Origin of the sequence: Bradyrhizobium quebecense (genome assembly GCF_013373795.3) — a bacterium.
Taxonomy (GTDB): Bacteria; Pseudomonadota; Alphaproteobacteria; order Rhizobiales; family Xanthobacteraceae; genus Bradyrhizobium; species Bradyrhizobium quebecense.
Genome location: NZ_CP088022.1, coordinates 6,765,474 through 6,781,285 on the forward strand (window position 1 = coordinate 6,765,474; position 15,812 = coordinate 6,781,285).

The 15,812-nt window shown below is 64.9% G+C and carries 16 protein-coding genes, 1 tRNA gene and 1 pseudogene; 6 read left to right on the forward strand and 12 right to left on the reverse strand.

What is annotated here, in order from left to right:
• Positions 1-4: 4 nt before the first annotated feature.
• The 9 genes from HU230_RS32500 to rpsA form a co-directional block, all read right to left on the reverse strand.
• Positions 5-1,249: a bifunctional folylpolyglutamate synthase/dihydrofolate synthase gene (locus HU230_RS32500; protein ID WP_420840904.1), complete on the reverse strand. Its 1,245-nt coding sequence runs from the start codon at positions 1,247-1,249 to the stop codon at positions 5-7.
• A gap of 95 nt (positions 1,250-1,344) precedes the next feature.
• Positions 1,345-2,286 carry an acetyl-CoA carboxylase, carboxyltransferase subunit beta gene (gene accD / locus HU230_RS32505; RefSeq protein ID WP_092120775.1) on the reverse strand — a complete coding sequence of 314 codons (942 nt, stop codon included), beginning with the start codon at positions 2,284-2,286 and terminating at the stop codon, positions 1,345-1,347.
• Positions 2,287-2,390: 104 nt separating this feature from the next.
• A complete protein-coding gene (gene trpA / locus HU230_RS32510; RefSeq protein WP_176534646.1) occupies positions 2,391-3,227 on the reverse strand; it encodes a tryptophan synthase subunit alpha in 837 nt (278 codons plus the stop codon).
• On the reverse strand, positions 3,224-4,441 hold the full coding sequence (gene trpB / locus HU230_RS32515) for a tryptophan synthase subunit beta (protein WP_095731854.1): 1,218 nt from the start codon (positions 4,439-4,441) through the stop codon (positions 3,224-3,226). The genes trpA and trpB overlap by 4 nt, the downstream gene beginning before the upstream one ends.
• On the reverse strand, positions 4,438-5,097 hold the full coding sequence (locus HU230_RS32520; protein ID WP_176534645.1) for a phosphoribosylanthranilate isomerase: 660 nt from the start codon (positions 5,095-5,097) through the stop codon (positions 4,438-4,440). Before HU230_RS32520 ends, trpB begins: the two co-directional genes overlap by 4 nt.
• A 77-nt stretch (positions 5,098-5,174) precedes the next feature.
• Positions 5,175-5,561 (reverse strand): LapA family protein, encoded by a 387-nt coding sequence (locus HU230_RS32525; RefSeq protein ID WP_176534644.1) that lies wholly within the window; start codon positions 5,559-5,561, stop codon positions 5,175-5,177.
• Between the two features lie 77 nt (positions 5,562-5,638).
• Positions 5,639-5,968 carry an integration host factor subunit beta gene (locus HU230_RS32530; protein ID WP_050426527.1) on the reverse strand — a complete coding sequence of 110 codons (330 nt, stop codon included), beginning with the start codon at positions 5,966-5,968 and terminating at the stop codon, positions 5,639-5,641.
• 174 nt (positions 5,969-6,142) lie between these two features.
• The gene (gene sppA, locus HU230_RS32535; RefSeq protein WP_176534643.1) at positions 6,143-7,120 is read right to left on the reverse strand and encodes a signal peptide peptidase SppA; all 978 of its coding nucleotides are present in this window, start codon (positions 7,118-7,120) and stop codon (positions 6,143-6,145) included.
• A gap of 287 nt (positions 7,121-7,407) precedes the next feature.
• Complete coding sequence (rpsA, locus tag HU230_RS32540) at positions 7,408-9,117, reverse strand: 30S ribosomal protein S1 (protein WP_173639763.1); 1,710 nt, start codon at positions 9,115-9,117, stop codon at positions 7,408-7,410.
• Between the two features lie 497 nt (positions 9,118-9,614).
• Between rpsA and HU230_RS32545 the strand changes: the two genes are divergently transcribed.
• Positions 9,615-9,788 (forward strand): hypothetical protein, encoded by a 174-nt coding sequence (locus tag HU230_RS32545; protein WP_176534642.1) that lies wholly within the window; start codon positions 9,615-9,617, stop codon positions 9,786-9,788.
• Positions 9,789-9,876: 88 nt separating this feature from the next.
• On the opposite strand, the gene cmk is transcribed toward HU230_RS32545, so the two are convergent.
• Positions 9,877-10,506: a (d)CMP kinase gene (gene cmk, locus HU230_RS32550; protein WP_176534641.1), complete on the reverse strand. Its 630-nt coding sequence runs from the start codon at positions 10,504-10,506 to the stop codon at positions 9,877-9,879.
• Positions 10,503-11,840 (reverse strand): 3-phosphoshikimate 1-carboxyvinyltransferase, encoded by a 1,338-nt coding sequence (gene aroA / locus HU230_RS32555; protein ID WP_176534640.1) that lies wholly within the window; start codon positions 11,838-11,840, stop codon positions 10,503-10,505. Before aroA ends, cmk begins: the two co-directional genes overlap by 4 nt.
• Before the next feature lie 146 nt (positions 11,841-11,986).
• Between aroA and HU230_RS32560 the strand changes: the two genes are divergently transcribed.
• The 3 genes and pseudogenes from HU230_RS32560 to HU230_RS32570 all read left to right on the forward strand — a co-directional run bounded on the left by HU230_RS32560 (position 11,987) and on the right by HU230_RS32570 (position 12,920).
• Positions 11,987-12,394, forward strand: a complete 408-nt coding sequence (locus HU230_RS32560; RefSeq protein WP_173640712.1) for a TIGR02300 family protein — start codon at positions 11,987-11,989, stop codon at positions 12,392-12,394.
• Between the two features lie 95 nt (positions 12,395-12,489).
• Positions 12,490-12,565, forward strand: a tRNA-Ala gene (locus tag HU230_RS32565).
• 116 nt (positions 12,566-12,681) lie between these two features.
• Positions 12,682-12,920, forward strand: a pseudogene (locus HU230_RS32570) (GIY-YIG nuclease family protein).
• A gap of 367 nt (positions 12,921-13,287) precedes the next feature.
• Here the strand turns inward: HU230_RS32570 and HU230_RS32575 are convergent.
• Positions 13,288-13,749 (reverse strand): MarR family winged helix-turn-helix transcriptional regulator, encoded by a 462-nt coding sequence (locus HU230_RS32575; RefSeq protein ID WP_097671434.1) that lies wholly within the window; start codon positions 13,747-13,749, stop codon positions 13,288-13,290.
• A gap of 172 nt (positions 13,750-13,921) precedes the next feature.
• Between HU230_RS32575 and HU230_RS32580 the strand changes: the two genes are divergently transcribed.
• Positions 13,922-14,347 carry an organic hydroperoxide resistance protein gene (locus HU230_RS32580; RefSeq protein ID WP_092120797.1) on the forward strand — a complete coding sequence of 142 codons (426 nt, stop codon included), beginning with the start codon at positions 13,922-13,924 and terminating at the stop codon, positions 14,345-14,347.
• A 208-nt stretch (positions 14,348-14,555) separates the two neighbouring features.
• Positions 14,556-15,761 carry a CaiB/BaiF CoA transferase family protein gene (locus tag HU230_RS32585; RefSeq protein ID WP_224943812.1) on the forward strand — a complete coding sequence of 402 codons (1,206 nt, stop codon included), beginning with the start codon at positions 14,556-14,558 and terminating at the stop codon, positions 15,759-15,761.
• The last annotated feature ends 51 nt before the right edge of the window (positions 15,762-15,812 follow it).

The following is a 15,812-nucleotide window of genomic DNA, read 5'->3' on the forward strand; positions in this document are numbered from 1 at the left end:
CCACTTATGCAGGAGGCGTGCCGTTGGCGGCAAGCACTGGACCCGCCAGGTACAACGAGCCGGTGATCAGGATGCGCGGCGGCACCTCGTAGGCCAGCGTGGCAAGCCGTTGCAACGCGGCGTCGACACCGGATGCGATCTCGACCCGCATGCCGAGCGCACGGGCTGCATCGGCGAGCTTGTCCGGCGCCATGCCGTTGTCGCGGCCGGGCACCGGGACCGCGATGATGTGGCGGGTCAGTCCGGCGAAATTGGCGAGGAAGGCATTGGCATCCTTGTTGGCCATCATGCCTGTGATCACGACCAGCGGCCGCGACACCCGCTCCTCGAGATCGCCGAGTGCAGCGGCTGCAACGCGGCCGCCTTCGGCATTGTGCCCGCCGTCGAGCCAGACCTCGGAGCCCTGCGGTCCCTGGCAGACGAGGCTGCCTGAGACCAGCCGCTGCATCCGCGCCGGCCATTCCGCATTGACGATGCCGGCCTCATAGGCCGCGATGTTGAGCTTGAACGTGTCGATCGCGCGCAAAGTCGCGATCGCAAGCCCCGCATTATCGAACTGGTGCCGGCCGAACAGTCTTGGCGCAGCGAGATCCATCAGTCCGCGCTCGTCCTGATAGACCAGCCGGCCGCGCTCGACGCCGACATGCCATTGCTGTCCGGCGGCATGCAGCGGCGCGCGCATGCGCCTCGCCTCCGCCTCGATCACGGCCATCGCGTCCGGCGCCTGCTCGGCAGAGACCACCGGCACCTTGCGCTTGATGATCGCGGCCTTCTCGCCGGCGATCAAAGTCAGCGTATCGCCGAGGAATTCCATGTGATCCATGCTGACCGGCGTAATCACCGAGGCCAGCGGCGTCTCGACCACATTGGTCGAATCCAGCCGGCCACCGAGGCCGACCTCGAGCAGCGCGACATCGGCCGGATGCTTCGCGAACAGGCAGAACGCGACTGCGGTTTCCATCTCGAAGATGGTGATGGGGTTGCCGGCGTTGATGCGCTCGCAATGCTCGAACGTCGTGCGCAGCTCGTCGTCACCGACGAGCTTGCCGCCGCCCGTGGCACCCAGCCGGTAGCATTCGTTGAGCCGCACCAGATAGGGCGAGGTGAAGGCGTGCACGCGCAGACCGGCGGCTTCGAGGATCGCGCGCAGATAGGCGATCGTCGAGCCCTTGCCGTTGGTGCCCGCGACATGGATCACCGGCGGCAGCTTGCGCTCGGGATGATCGAGCCGCTCCATCAGGCTGCGCATGCGATCGAGGCTGAGATCGATGCGCTTCGGATGCAGCGCCGATATCCGTGCGATCAACGCCTCGAACGAGGGTTGCGATGGGGCGGCGCTTGCCGTCACGCGTGCGGCGCGGCCGGCACCGTCTCCGGGGCCGTGACGATCTGGGCCGGCTCGGTGACGGCGACCGTGGGCTTGGACGCGGTTTCAAGCGCCGGTGCCCTGGTCAGCAGGCGGCACAGCCGCGCCAGCGTGGCCTTCATCTCATGGCGATGCACGACCATGTCGACCATGCCGTGCTCGCGCAGATATTCGGCGCGCTGAAAACCTTCCGGCAGCTTCTCGCGGATGGTCTGCTCGATCACGCGCGCGCCGGCAAAGCCGATCAGCGCGCCGGGTTCGGCAATCTGGACGTCGCCGAGCATCGCATAAGAGGCTGTCACGCCGCCGGTGGTCGGATTGGTCAGCACCACGATATAGGGCTGCTTCGCCTCGCGCAGCATCTGCACGCCGACCGTGGTGCGCGGCATCTGCATCAGTGACAGGATGCCTTCCTGCATCCGTGCACCGCCGGACGCGGCGAACACGATGAAGGGCGACTTCTTCTCGACCGCGAGCTCGAGCCCGCGCACGATCGCCTCACCCGCGGCCATGCCGAGCGAGCCGCCCATGAAATCGAAATCCTGCACCGCGACCACGACGCCGGTGCCTTCGAGCTTGCCGTAGCCGACCTTGACCGCGTCGTTCAGGCCGGTCTTGGCCCGCGCATCCCTGATCTTGTCGACATATTTGCGCTCGTCGCGGAATTTCAGCGGATCCGCCGTTACCTCGGGCAGCGCGACATCGAACCAGGTCTCGTTGTCGAAGATCGACTTCAGCCTCGCCACCGCGCCCATGCGCATGTGGTAGTTCGAGCCGGGGATCACGAACTGGTTGGCCTCGACGTCCTTGTAGAACACCAGCTGCCCGGAATCCGGGCACTTGATCCAGAGGTTTTCCGGCGTCTCGCGCCGCAGGATGTTGCGGATCTTCGGCCGGACGACGTTGGTGAGCCAGTTCATGGTTCGCTCCGAAATGCGGGTCGGTCCCGCACCAGCTGGATATATGGCGGGCCGGGCGAACCCGGCAAGCCGCCGTCTGCGGCCTTGTTGCCGCAAAATGTGGCTTATTCAGCGGCCTGCTTGGCGCCCCGGACCCCCTGCGCCAGCGCGGACACCAGGTCCGCGACCGCGCTCACGGTCTTCGGCGTCGCGCGGCCCTCGGCATCGAGATTGGCGCGCACCACGTCGACGATCGCGGTGCCGACCACGGCGCCATTGGCGTTCTCGGCGATCGCGCGCGCCGTTTCCGGGGTGCGGATGCCGAAGCCAACACAGACCGGCAGCTTGGTATGCCGCTTGATGCGGGCGACGGCTTCCGCAACCGCGTTCGAATCGGCCGTCGCAGCGCCGGTGATGCCGGTGATCGAGACGTAATAGACAAAGCCCGAGGTGTTCGCGAGCACCGCCGGCAGACGCTTGTCGTCGGTGGTCGGCGTCGCGAGGCGAATGAAGTTCAGCCCGGCCTTCATCGCAGGGATGCAGAGCTCGGTATCTTCCTCCGGCGGCAGGTCGACGATGATCAACCCATCGACGCCGGCGGTCTTGGCATCGGCCAGGAAGCTCTCGACGCCGTAGATGTAGATCGGATTGTAGTAGCCCATCAGCACGATCGGCGTCGTGTTGTCGTCCTTGCGGAAGTCGCGGACCATCGCCAGCGTCTTGCGCAACGTCATGCCGCCCTTGAGCGCGCGCAGACCGGCGGCCTGGATCGACGGGCCATCGGCCATCGGATCGGTGAAGGGCATGCCGATCTCGATGACGTCGGCGCCGGCCTTCGGCAGCGCCTTGAGGATGTCGAGCGAGGTTTTTGCGTCGGGGTCGCCGGCCATCACGAAGGTGACAAAAGCGGAGCGGCCCTGCTGCTTCAGCTCGGCGAAACGTGCGTCGATACGGGTGCTCACTTCTGCCTCGCCTTCAAGATGTCGCCGACCTGCGGCACGTCCTTGTCGCCACGGCCCGAGAGGTTGACCACCATCAGGTGATCCTTCGGTCGCTGCGGCGCGAGTTCGGACAGTTTCGCGATCGCGTGCGCGGATTCCAGCGCGGGGATGATGCCCTCGAGCCGCGACAGCAGCTGGAACGCGGCCAACGCTTCCTCGTCGGTCGCCGAGAGATATTTCACGCGGCCGGTCTCGTGCAGCCAGGCGTGCTCGGGGCCGATGCCGGGATAGTCGAGGCCGGCGGAGATCGAATGCGCTTCCTCGATCTGGCCGTCGGCGTCCATCAGAAGATAGGTGCGGTTGCCGTGCAGCACGCCGGGACGCCCGCCGGCAAGCGAGGCGGCATGCAGCTGCGTCAGCCCGTGACCGGCTGCCTCGACGCCAAAGATCTCGACCGAGGGATCGTCGAGGAACGGATGGAACAGGCCCATGGCATTGGAGCCGCCACCGATGCAGGCAATCAGCGAGTCCGGCAGGCGGCCTTCGGCCTCCTGCATCTGCTTGCGCGTCTCGTGGCCGATGATCGACTGGAAATCGCGCACCATCATCGGGTAGGGGTGCGGTCCCGCCACCGTGCCGATGCAATAGAAGGTGTTGTGCACGTTGGTGACCCAGTCGCGCAGCGCGTCGTTCATCGCGTCCTTCAGCGTGCGCGCGCCCGACTGCACCGGGACGACCTTGGCACCCAGCATCTCCATGCGGATCACGTTGGGCTGTTGCCGCTCGACGTCGACCGCGCCCATATAGACGACGCATTCGAGCCCGAACCGCGCGCACAGCGTCGCCGTCGCCACGCCGTGCTGGCCGGCGCCGGTCTCGGCGATGATGCGCTTCTTGCCCATGCGGCGCGCGACCATGATCTGGCCCAGCACGTTGTTGACCTTGTGCGAACCGGTGTGGTTGAGTTCCTCGCGCTTCAGATAGATCTTCGCGCCGCCGAGATGCTCGGTAAGCCGTTCGGCGAAATAGAGCGGCGAGGGCCGGCCGACATAGTCCTTCAGGTAGACGTTCATCTCGGCCTGGAATGCCGGATCGGCCTTGGCGTCGGCATAGGCCTTTTCCAGATCGAGGATCAGCGGCATCAGCGTTTCCGCGACGAAGCGTCCGCCGAAAATGCCGAAATGCCCGCGCTCGTCGGGGCCGCTGCGGAAGGAATTGGGCAGGTTTTGATTCATCGAACCATCAGTTCTTGGGTTGCGCGTGCGGCGCGGATGAAGGCGCGGATCAGCTCGGGATCCTTGACGCCCGGCGTGCGCTCGACGCCCGACGACACGTCGACCCCGCCGGCGCGGGTGACGCGGACAGCTTCAGCGACGTTGTCGGCATTGAGCCCACCGGAGACCATGTAGGGCAGCGCGAGATCGAGATTTTCGAGCAGGTGCCAATCGAACGGCGCGCCGAGACCGCCCGGCCGCGTGGCATCCTTCGGCGCGCGGGCATCGAACAGGATGCGGTCGGCGACGCCGGCATAGCCCGGCAGCGGGGCGAGGTCGGCAGCGGTCTCGACCGGCAGCGCCTTCATCAGCGGCAGGCCGAACTTCTGCTTGATGTCGCGCAGCCGCGCGGTGGTTTCCTTGCCGTGCAGTTGCAGGATATCCGGCCGCAGCGTCTCGACGATGTTTTCCAAGGTGGCGTCGTCGGCATCGACGGTCAGCGCGACCTTGACGGCGCGGCCCTTGGCGCGGCTGCCGAGCTCGCGCGCGGTCTCGAGGCTGATATGGCGCGGCGACGGGGAGAAGAACACGAACCCCACCATGTCGGCACCGCCATCAAGCGCGACGTCGAGCGTCTCGCGCGTGGACAGGCCGCAGATTTTGACGAGCAGGGGCATGGTCTCGAAACGGGTCTCAAAAACGGGTTTTCGGGCGGCCGGAACAGGGGCTGGCCCCCGGTCCGACGCGGCGGGTTCTACAACGTCGCGCCCTGCTTGTCTCGCCCATTGGGCCCGTAAAAGCCCAGCGGGGCCGGGGCCGAACGACGCTGCGCGTCGTCCCGGGAGGCCGTGGCCCTGAGGTCGGCGAGCTCGGCGCGGACGTGGCGGGCGTCGGCCTCGTGCTGGCGGGCGGCACGGCGCCAGCGCCCTTGCTTGAACCAGGTTCCGATGCCACCGGCGATCACGCCGAGAATGGCGGACGCGATGATGACGACGAACAGCGGCAGTGTGACCGCAACCGTCGGCGTCACAGAGTTGAAGGGATCAAACGACACCGTCACCCAGTGACGGTTGGCGACGGCAAAGATGATGAAGATCAGCCCGAGCGGAACGACGATCACTGCCGTGAAGAACTTTCGCATGACCATCTCTCGCCGCGATGGAGAAAGTGCGGGCCCATCGCCCGCGGCAACGGCGGGCGTCGCGCCAAGCGTCAGCCTTAAGCGTCAGCCTTGGGCGCGTCGATCTTGGAGGCTCCAGCCTCGGCTTCGTCGCGATTGAGGCGCTCGCGCATTTCCTTGCCGGTCTTGAAGAACGGCACGCTCTTCTGGTCGACCGGCACATGCTCACCGGTACGCGGATTGCGGCCGGCACGGGCCGGGCGATGCTTCACCGAGAAAGCGCCAAAACCGCGCAGCTCGACGCGGTCGCCACGCGCCAGCGCCGCGACGATTTCATCGAGAATCGCATTCACAATGTTCTCGACGTCCCGCTGGTAGAGGTGCGGGTTGTGCTCGGCGATACGCTGAACAAGTTCGGATTTGATCATCGAAAATGGGATCCGGGCTCTTGCGGAAACCCATTTCCGTGAAAATGCCGTGCACTGTCAAGACGCTAAATCAATTTAGAGCGCCGTGAAATCGCGTGACAAATAGCCCAATTGGGGCATGCGGCGATTCCCGCAGAGCGGGAATACCCCGATCAGTACGCCTTTCGCGCTCGGCTAGTCGGTTCCTCCGGGAGTCCACAGCGCCAGCATGCCGTCGAGCCCGAACCGGTCGACCGCCTGGGCTACGCCACCCTGCTCGACCCGCCGCGCGATGCCGCCAAGACCGAACGCATCGAGCGTCATCGACGCCGCGGTGCGCAGGAAGGTCAGGTCGCTGAATCGCGGATTGAGCTTGTAATTGCGCACCGGCAGGTCGCTTTTAACCTTCTTCTCCGCAACCAGCCAGGCGATCGCGGTCTTTTCATCCCCGAGTTGATCGATCAGCTTGAGATCGACCGCCTGCCGGCCGGTGAAGACGCGTCCATCCGCGACCTTCTCCAGCAGGGCGTCGTCCATGCCGCGCCGTTCCTTCACCAATCCACGGAACCATGCATAGGAATCCTTGACCAGACCCTCGATCGCGGCGCGGGCTTCCGGACTGGTCGGCTCCATGCCGTTGGGCGCCGCCTTCAGCGGGGAAGATTTGATTTCCTCCATCTTCACGCCGACGGTCTTGAGCAATTCGGAAACGTTGGGGAACTGGAACAGCACGCCGATCGAGCCGACCAGCGAGGTCTGCTGGGCGACGATGTGGTCGGAGGCGATCGCCGTGATGTAGCCGCCCGAGGCCGCCAATCCCTCGACCACGACGACGAGCGGCTTCTTCGCCTTCAACTGCACCAGCGAATCGTAAAGCTGCTCGGAGCCCGCGGTGGTGCCGCCGGGCGAATTGATGTGCACGACAACAGCCGCGTAGCTCGACTTACCGAGCCGCTCCAGCGCCTCGACGCGCTCCTGGTCGCTGCGGATCAGCCCGTCGATATTGATCCGCGCGATCGTGTTCGACGTCGAGAAGGCGCCGCGTCCACCGGCAGCGATCACGCCCACGCCGACGATGGCCGCGATCGCAATGACGGCAGCGGCGACGCGCCAGAATGTCAGCTTGCGCCTGATACGGCGGCGGTCGACGATCACGTCTGAATCCAGCGACATCCGATCTCTCCAGAAATAGTCAGCGCGCAATCCGCGCGTTTTGCCGTCGCAGCGTCACTATCAGCTTAGCCAAATACATCAATTGCGACGCAATATGAAGAAAACAAGGCCCGCGACATCGCCGACATTGGTAGCCTGGATGAAGCGCAGCGTAATCCGGGGCCTGCATCTACGGCAGAGGCGCTCCCGGATTTCGCTGCGCTTCATCCGGGCTACGGGCATTCCCAAAGCAAAAGGGCCCCGGCTTGCGCCGGGGCCCCAATGTTCGCCTGAACTCAAGCGAACGCTTACTTGTCGGTGCCGCGATTCTTCAGCGCGGTGCCGAGGATGTCGCCAAGCGTCGCTCCCGAATCGGAGGAGCCATACTGCGCGATGGCTTCCTTCTCTTCGGCAACTTCCAGCGCCTTGATCGAGACCTGCACCTTGCGGGCCTTCTTGTCGAACTGGATGACGCGGGCATCGACCTTCTCGCCGACAGCAAAGCGTTCGGCGCGCTGGTCGTTGCGATCGCGGGCCAGCTCGGACCGCTTGATGAAGGTGGTGAACTCGGTGCCCGAAATCCGGACCTCGATGCCGCTCTCCTTCACTTCGAGCACTTCGCAGGTCACGACCGCGCCCTTCTTGACGTCGCCCGGCTCGGCGAAGGGGTCGCCTTCGAGCTGCTTGACGCCGAGCGAGATGCGCTCCTTCTCGACATCGACATCGAGCACCACGGCCTTGACCATGTCGCCCTTCTTGAAGTTGTCGATGACCTGCTCGCCAGGAAGCTTCCAGTCGAGGTCGGAGAGGTGGACCATGCCGTCGACATCGCCCTCGAGACCGAGGAACAGACCGAACTCGGTCTTGTTCTTGACCTCGCCCTCGACCACCGAACCGACCGGGAACTTCTCGACGAAGACTTCCCAGGGATTGCGCATGGTCTGCTTGAGACCGAGCGAGATGCGGCGCTTGACCGAATCCACTTCGAGCACCTGCACTTCGACTTCCTGCGAGGTCGAAACGATCTTGCCGGGGTGCATGTTCTTCTTGGTCCACGACATCTCGGAGACGTGGATCAGGCCTTCGATGCCGGGCTCGAGCTCGACGAACGCGCCGTAGTCGGTGATGTTGGTGACGCGGCCGGTGAAGCGGGCACCCAGCGGGTACTTGGCTTCGATGCCCTGCCACGGATCATCCAGCAGCTGCTTCATGCCCAGCGAGATGCGGTGCGTCTCGTGGTTGATCTTGATGATCTTGACCTTGACCGTCTGGCCGATGGTCAGCACCTCGGTCGGGTGGTTGACGCGGCGCCAGGCGATATCGGTCACATGGAGCAGGCCGTCGATGCCGCCGAGATCAACGAACGCACCGTAATCGGTGATGTTCTTGACCACACCGTCGATCACCTGACCCTCTTCGAGGTTCTGCACCAGTTCCTGGCGCTGCTCGGCGCGGGTCTCTTCGAGAACCGTGCGGCGCGACACCACGATGTTGCCGCGGCGGCGGTCCATCTTGAGGATCTGGAACGGCTGCGAGTTGTTCATCAGCGGCGCAACGTCGCGGATCGGACGAATGTCGACCTGCGAGCGCGGCAGGAAGGCCACCGCACCGTCGAGGTCGACCGTGAAGCCGCCCTTGACCTGGTTGAAGATGACGCCGTTGACCTTTTCGTTGTTCTGGAACGCCTTCTCGAGCTTGCCCCAGCTTTCCTCGCGGCGCGCCTTGTCGCGCGACAGCACGGCTTCGCCGAGCGCATTCTCGATCCGGTCGAGGAACACCTCGACTTCGTCGCCGACCTTCAGATCGCTTTCACGGCCGGGGCCGGCGAATTCGCGCAGCGCAACGCGGCCTTCGGTCTTCAGGCCGACGTCGATGACGGCCATGTCCTTCTCAATTGCAACCACCTTGCCCTTGATGACCGAGCTTTCCTGCAAATTGCCGCCGGCAAAGGATTCATCAAGCATCGCCGCGAAGTCGTCGCGGGTCGGGGAATAGGAAGACACAGTATTCGAAGCCATTTGTTCTCCAAATGCGGGATCTTGCCGGCCGTTCGGGTTGATGGGCGCACCGCGCGTGAAGTGTCAGGGTTCCGCAAACCCTGACGACCGCATATTGCAGGAGGTGCAACAGCGGGCCGGCAGCAAAACTGCACGTTCGGTACGTTTGAATTGTCGGGAGCCTGAAACGAAAATATCGACTTCAAGACCTGGGAGCGGGCGTTCCTCCATATGCGGCGAGGGCTCAAACCCGGCGCCGGCCCGCTCAGACACGGCCTCGACACCGTCGATGCTGCTCCGAACGGCGCTGATATAGCTCCGGGGCCCATTTTGGGCAAGCCGGAAATGCCCGATTTACGGGCGCTTAAGGCTAATCTCGCCCCGGCGGCGCTCCAGATCCGCTGTCTCAACGCGCTGTTGACCGCGTCGCGCGAAAGGCCCCCGCAAGAGAACGCCGCGGAACCCGCCCTTAAGCAGCACCCCACACAATAGCACCGTTCAAAACAGGGGGATTACCAATGAAAAGCTTTGTGGTGCTGGCGGCGATCGCCGTCCTGACGATCGGAAATGCGATTGCCGGGATGCCCGGCGCTGCTCCGGCCGCGCACGGCACGTCTGCCGCGGCGGCGCAGCCGCTGCTCAGCATGGCCGAGCAGGAATTGCCGTTTGACCGCTACTGGTCGAAGAACTGATCCAACGGGTCCAAAAAGCAGACGGCCTGAAGTGCGCTTGGCGCGATGACCTCGTCATCGCGCTTTTTCTTGTCCGGGGCCTGACCGGTCAGCGCCGGGCGCGCGCCGCCTCGACGATGGCGATGGCGGCGCGGACGCCGGCCTCGATGTCGAGATTGGAATTGTCCAGCGTGTGGGCATCCGCCGCCGGCCGCAACGGCGCGACGGCGCGGTTCTTGTCCCGCTCGTCACGCTTGAGGATGTCGGCCAGCACCGCCTCCTCGTCAGCGTCCTCGCCGCGGGCGCGGGCCTCCAGGGTGCGCCGCCGCGCCCGCACGCGGGGGTCGGCGACCACGAAGATCTTCACGTCGGCATCCGGGCAGATCACGGTGCCGATATCGCGTCCATCCAGCACCGCGCCAGGCGGATCAGCGGCGAACTGGCGCTGGAAGTTGACCAGCGCCTCGCGGACCTTGGGAAAGGCCGAGACGACAGATGCGCCCTCGCCGACCTTCTGGGTCTTCAGGATCGGATTGCCGAATTTCTCGGGATCGAGCTCGAGCGCGACGGCCACCGCCAGCGCCTCGTCGTTGAGGTCGGCGCCCTGCGCCATCATCGCATAGGCCACAGCGCGGTAGATCACGCCGGTGTCGAGATGGCGGTAGCCGTAGTGGTGGGCGAGCCGCTTGCCGAGCGTGCCCTTGCCGGAGGCGGCGGGTCCATCGATGGCAATGATCATGCGAAGTCAGCTCCGAGCGCGCGCATCATCGGAATGAAATCCGGGAAACTGGTGGCGATGAAGGCGGTGTCATCAATCTTCACCGGCCGATCCGAAGCACAGCCCATCACCAGCGCCGACATCGCGATGCGATGATCCATATGGGTGGCAACAAGGCCGCCGCCTGGAACGTGGCCGCGGCCCGCGACGATCAGATCATCGCCGGAAACCTTGACCTTGACGCCGTTGACGCGCAGCATGTCGGCGGTGGCTTCGAGACGATCGGACTCCTTGACGCGCAGCTCCTGCAGGCCGCGCATGATCGTGGTGCCCTCGGCAAACGCCGCCGCAACCGCCAGCACCAGATATTCGTCGATCATCGACGGCGCGCGCTCCGGCGGCACCTCGACGCCCTTCAGCTTCGAGGCGCGTACGCGCAATTGCGCCATCGGCTCGCCGGCATCGCCGCGCAGATCGCTCTCCTCGATCGAGGCGCCCATTTCACGCAACGTGGTGAACAGGCCGGTGCGCAGGGGATTGGTCATCACGTCGGAGAACACGACGTCGGACCCTTCGACAATCAGCGCCGCGACGATCGGGAACGACGCCGAGGACGGATCGGCGGGCACCACGACCTGGGCGCCATGCAGCTCGGGCTCGCCGTTCAGCGAGATCCTGCGGCCGTGACTGCCTTCCTTCTCCGTGGAGATCTCGGCGCCGAAATGCTTCAGCATCAGTTCGGTGTGGTCGCGGCTCGCCTCCTGCTCGATGACCGTGGTGATGCCGGGCGCGGACAGGCCCGCCAGCAGCACCGCGGACTTGATCTGGGCCGAGGCGACCGGGGTCTTGTAGACGATCGGCACCGGATAGCGGGCGCCGTGCAGGGTGAGCGGCAGCCGGCCGCCCTCCCTGATGTCGCTGGTCCGGGCGCCCATCAGCTCCAGCGGATCGAGAATCCGGCGCATCGGGCGCGAGCGCAGCGAGGCGTCGCCGTCGAAAATGGCCGCGATCGGGCAGCCGGCCACCGCGCCCATCACCAGCCGGCAGCCGGTGCCGGAATTGCCGAAATCGAGCGGGGCCGCGGGCTGGGCGAAGCCGCCGACGCCGACGCCCGAGACCGACCAGGTAAAGGGCGCCGTCCGCTCCACCTTGGCGCCCAGCGCGCGCATGGATTTGGCGGTATTGAGGACGTCCTCGCCCTCCAGAAGGCCGGAAATGCGGGTTTCGCCGACCGAAAGCGCCCCGAGGATCAGGGCGCGGTGGGAAATCGATTTGTCGCCGGGAACGCGGACCTTGCCGGCCAGGGGGCCGCAAACGCGCGATTCCAGCGGGGTCGGGGTGTCGGAATGAGCCAAGATTGTGTCCTCTCGCGCCGCGGCAGGTATCACATAGGCAACACCGCGTCACGCGCCCGTCACTTGCGCGCAAACCGCTATTGACAGCGGCTCCTCAACTAGCCAAGTGAAGCACCGTTTTTCAGCAAAATTCTGGGATGACCACGTTGGCCAAGTCCGAGCTCGGAACCAAGCGCATTTGCCCGACCACGGGCAAGAAGTTCTACGACCTCAACAAGAATCCGGTGATTTCGCCCTACACCGGTGAGGTCGTGCCGATCGCGCCTGTCACCCCGCCGCGGGGTCGTGGCGCCACCGTCAGTTCGCCCGCGACCGCCGCCGAGATGCCCGAGGCGGCCGAGACCGAAGAGTTGGTCTCGCTCGAGGAGGCCGATGCCGAGGAGAACACCGGCAAGGTCAAGGCCGTGGTTCCCGAATCCGAGGACGATATCGAGGTCGATGAGACCATCGACGACGATGACGACGACGATTCGACCTTCATCGCCGACGAGGAAGAGGGCGATGAGGACGTGACCGATATTATTGGTGACGTCGGCGGTGACGAAGAGACTTGAGATCGGCGCCGATCTATGATCAACGGTGCTGCCGCGCGAGTCATCCAGGCCGCGCGGGCCGGGATCGATCCCCCAGGATCATCCCCACTGGATAAGGGGCCATAGCTCAGCTGGGAGAGCGCTTGCATGGCATGCAAGAGGTCGGCGGTTCGATCCCGCCTGGCTCCACCACGCTTCGCCCTTCGGGCCACGCGTGGCGCAGCCACGAGTTGCCTGAGGGGCGAAGCGTGGTGTCCGGCGTAGGGCGAAGACGGACGGTCCGGTACTCCGGCTAGCCATGGGTGCAAATGTGGTACGTCTACATCATCCGCAGCATCAACTTCCCTGACCAGGAATATGTTGGCGCCACCGAGGACCTGAAACGACGGGTCCCCGAGCACAATGCCGGCAAATCCGCGCACACCTCAAAATTCAAGCCGTGGCAGCTCATCTGGTACTGCGCATTTCCCGACAAGTACAAAGCCCTGGCGTTCGAGAAATACCTCAAGTCGCATCCGGCCGCGCCTTCGCCAAGAAGCGCCTCTGACCACCCACCCTTCCCAGCCATCGCGCAGCACGACGATCTTATCCCTCGTGCGAACAGTTCGCCGATCCACGGGATCCGCCCCGCATTTTGATTCAGAACAAAGTTCGAGCGTCTATCGCTTGCTACCCCATCTGGCGCCAACGGATGCCAAGCCATGCGCAATTCCACCTGGACGGAATTCTTGCGGTGCCCAAGGTGCCCGCGCACGGGCTATGCCCGGCTCTCGGAAATCACCCCCTTCAGAAACCGGATCGATAGGGTCCCGGAGGGCTTTGAGATTCTTCACGACGAGCGCGGCAGCGATTTCCAGTGCACGACTTGTCGAGTGCCGGTGCTGCCATAACAGGCGCACCTCGTTCCACGCCCCCTACTCCCCCAGCACCGCATTCAGCCGGTCGCGCAGCGCGACGATCTCATCCTTCATCGCCATCAGCTCACCAACCGTGCAGTCCGAGGCCGCGAGGATCGACTGCGGAACGGCCTTGGCCTTTTCACGCAGCGCGTGGCCCTGCGGCGTCAGCGCGATCAGCACGACCCGCTCGTCTTCGGTGCTGCGGGTCCGCCGGATCAGTTCCGCCGCTTCGAGCCGTTTCAGCAGCGGTGTCAGCGTGCCGGAATCCAGGAACAGCCGCTCGCCAAGGTCTTTCACCGGCACGTCGTCGCGCTCCCACAGCGCCAGCATCACGAGATACTGCGGATAGGTCAGCCCGAGCCGGTCGAGCAGCGGCTTGTAGACGCGGTTGAAGGCGTGCGCGGTCGAATAGACCGCAAAGCAGATCTGGTTATCGAGCCGCAGCGCCTGATCCGCCGCCGTTTGTTTCCTGACCATGATTCCCATCGAATCCATCTCGTTTGCGGGTCATTCTGGGCTCACAGGACCGCGGATTCAATTGCGAACAATTAAATGTGAGGCCGCATAATTTATATTGTACACAATCTAATTGGATGCAATACATTCGACGTTGAATCCAAACTTCAGTCCAAACCCAAGGGAGACCACGATGTCTGTGAACGTGCTCTACAAGACCAGCGCCAAGGCGACCGGCGGCCGCGACGGCCATGCGGCAACGCTCGACGGCGCGCTCGACGTCAAGCTCACGACCCCGAAGGAGCTCGGTGGCGGCGGTGGCGCCGGCAACAATCCGGAGCAGCTGTTCGCAGCCGGCTATGCCGCCTGCTTCATCGGCGCCATGAAGTTCGTGGCCTCCCAGGGTGGCCCCAAGGTTCCCGCCGACGCCTCCGTGACCTCGACGGTCGGGATTGGCCCGCGCTCGGAAGGCGGCTTCGGCCTCGCCGTAGATCTCGCCGTCTCGCTGCCCGGCCTCTCACGCGCCGACGCCGAAGCGCTGGTCGAGAAGGCCCATCAAGTGTGCCCCTATTCCAACGCGACCCGCGGCAATGTCGACGTCAAGCTGAGCGTCGTCTAGTTCACCGACTGCCAATTGTCCGCCACGTCCCGCGTGGCGGACTATTGCTTTTCAAGAGAGTATTGCATCTCGGATGCCAGTTCGCTTGGCGAACGCGCGCGCTGCCTGCTGCATGGGCCTGCGCCGACGGAAGCATTGCTGCCTCGCCTGAAGACCGTTAGCTCTGGGACCCTCGTTTTCCGATCCCAACTGAGCGAAGGTTGTTTCCATGAATACCCCAGCGGCTACGGGCGCGATGACCGGACTGCGCGTGATCGATCTGACGCGCGTGCTCGGCGGCCCGTATTGCACCCAGATCCTTGCCGACCACGGCGCCGATGTGATCAAGGTCGAGCCGCCCGCCGGCGACGAGGTGCGCGACTGGGGCCCTCCCTTCCATGAAGATGACGCGGCCTATTTCGTCGGCATCAACCGCAACAAGCGCTCGATCGGCCTCGACCTCGCCTCCGAGGGGGGACGTGCGGTGCTGATGAAGATGCTCGAGACGGCCGACGTGCTGATCGAGAACTTCAAGCCCGGCACACTCGACAAATGGGGCATCGGCAACGACGTGCTGCGCGCGAAATTTCCGCGCCTCGTGCATTGCCGGATCTCCGGCTTCGGCGCCGACGGCCCGCGCGGCGGCAATCCCGGCTATGACGCGATCATCCAGGCGATGACCGGCATGATCGCGGCGACCGGCTCGCCGGAGAGCGGCCCGATGCGCATCGGCGTGCCGCTGGTCGACATCACGACCGGCCTCTACGCGGCGATCGGCATCCTGATGGCGCTGTCGGAGCGGCAGCGCTCGGGGCTCGGCCAGTTCATCGAGACCACGCTGTACGAGACCGGGCTTGCGATCATGCATCCGCACACCGCGAACTATTTCATGCATGGCAAGCCACCGTCGCTCACCGGCAACGAGCATCCCAACCTCGTGCCTTACGCGATCTTCCCGACCAAGACCGACAATATCTTCATCGGCGTCGGCAATGACGGCACCTTCCGCAAGCTCGCCAAGGAGATCGGCAAGCCGGAGCTCGGCACCGATCCGCGCTTTGCCCGCAACAAGGACCGCATCGCCAACCGCGATGCGCTGCGGGCCGAGCTTGCCGCGGTGTTCAGCCAGCACGAGGCCGAGCCGCTGTGCAACCGGCTGCTCGCCGCCGGCCTGCCGGCCGGCCCCGTGCAGAAGATCGACCAGGCGCTGACCAACCCGCACACGATCCATCGCGGCGACGTCATCGAGAAGGATTGGTACAAGGGCGTCGCCTCGCCGATCCGGCTCGAACGGACCAAGCCGAGCCTGCGCCGCACGCCACCGAAGTTCAGCCAGCACGCTGCGGAAGTACTCGGCGAGTTCGGCTACTCCAAGGACGAGATCAACGGCCTGGTCGACAAGGGCGTGGTCTGCGGTCCCCAGCGCAAGCGCTAACAGCGTATTCGAAGCAAAGCCCGTCCCGCACGTGATGCGGGATGGGCACCG

Excerpts from the sequence above, each read along its gene's own strand:
- accD (WP_092120775.1), bottom strand. The coding sequence starts at position 2,286 with ATGAACTGGCTCACCAACGTCGTCCGGCCGAAGATCCGCAACATCCTG.
- HU230_RS32585 (WP_224943812.1), top strand. The coding sequence starts at position 14,556 with ATGAATACCCCAGCGGCTACGGGCGCGATGACCGGACTGCGCGTGATC.
- HU230_RS32545 (WP_176534642.1), top strand. The coding sequence starts at position 9,615 with ATGAAAAGCTTTGTGGTGCTGGCGGCGATCGCCGTCCTGACGATCGGA.
- HU230_RS32520 (WP_176534645.1), bottom strand. The coding sequence starts at position 5,097 with ATGCCCCTGCTCGTCAAAATCTGCGGCCTGTCCACGCGCGAGACGCTC.
- HU230_RS32525 (WP_176534644.1), bottom strand. The coding sequence starts at position 5,561 with ATGCGAAAGTTCTTCACGGCAGTGATCGTCGTTCCGCTCGGGCTGATC.
- cmk (WP_176534641.1), bottom strand. The coding sequence starts at position 10,506 with ATGATCATTGCCATCGATGGACCCGCCGCCTCCGGCAAGGGCACGCTC.
- HU230_RS32500 (WP_420840904.1), bottom strand. The coding sequence starts at position 1,249 with ATGCGCAGCCTGATGGAGCGGCTCGATCATCCCGAGCGCAAGCTGCCG.
- rpsA (WP_173639763.1), bottom strand. The coding sequence starts at position 9,117 with ATGGCTTCGAATACTGTGTCTTCCTATTCCCCGACCCGCGACGACTTC.
- HU230_RS32580 (WP_092120797.1), top strand. The coding sequence starts at position 13,922 with ATGTCTGTGAACGTGCTCTACAAGACCAGCGCCAAGGCGACCGGCGGC.
- HU230_RS32575 (WP_097671434.1), bottom strand. The coding sequence starts at position 13,749 with ATGGTCAGGAAACAAACGGCGGCGGATCAGGCGCTGCGGCTCGATAAC.
- HU230_RS32530 (WP_050426527.1), bottom strand. The coding sequence starts at position 5,968 with ATGATCAAATCCGAACTTGTTCAGCGTATCGCCGAGCACAACCCGCAC.
- trpB (WP_095731854.1), bottom strand. The coding sequence starts at position 4,441 with ATGAATCAAAACCTGCCCAATTCCTTCCGCAGCGGCCCCGACGAGCGC.
- sppA (WP_176534643.1), bottom strand. The coding sequence starts at position 7,120 with ATGTCGCTGGATTCAGACGTGATCGTCGACCGCCGCCGTATCAGGCGC.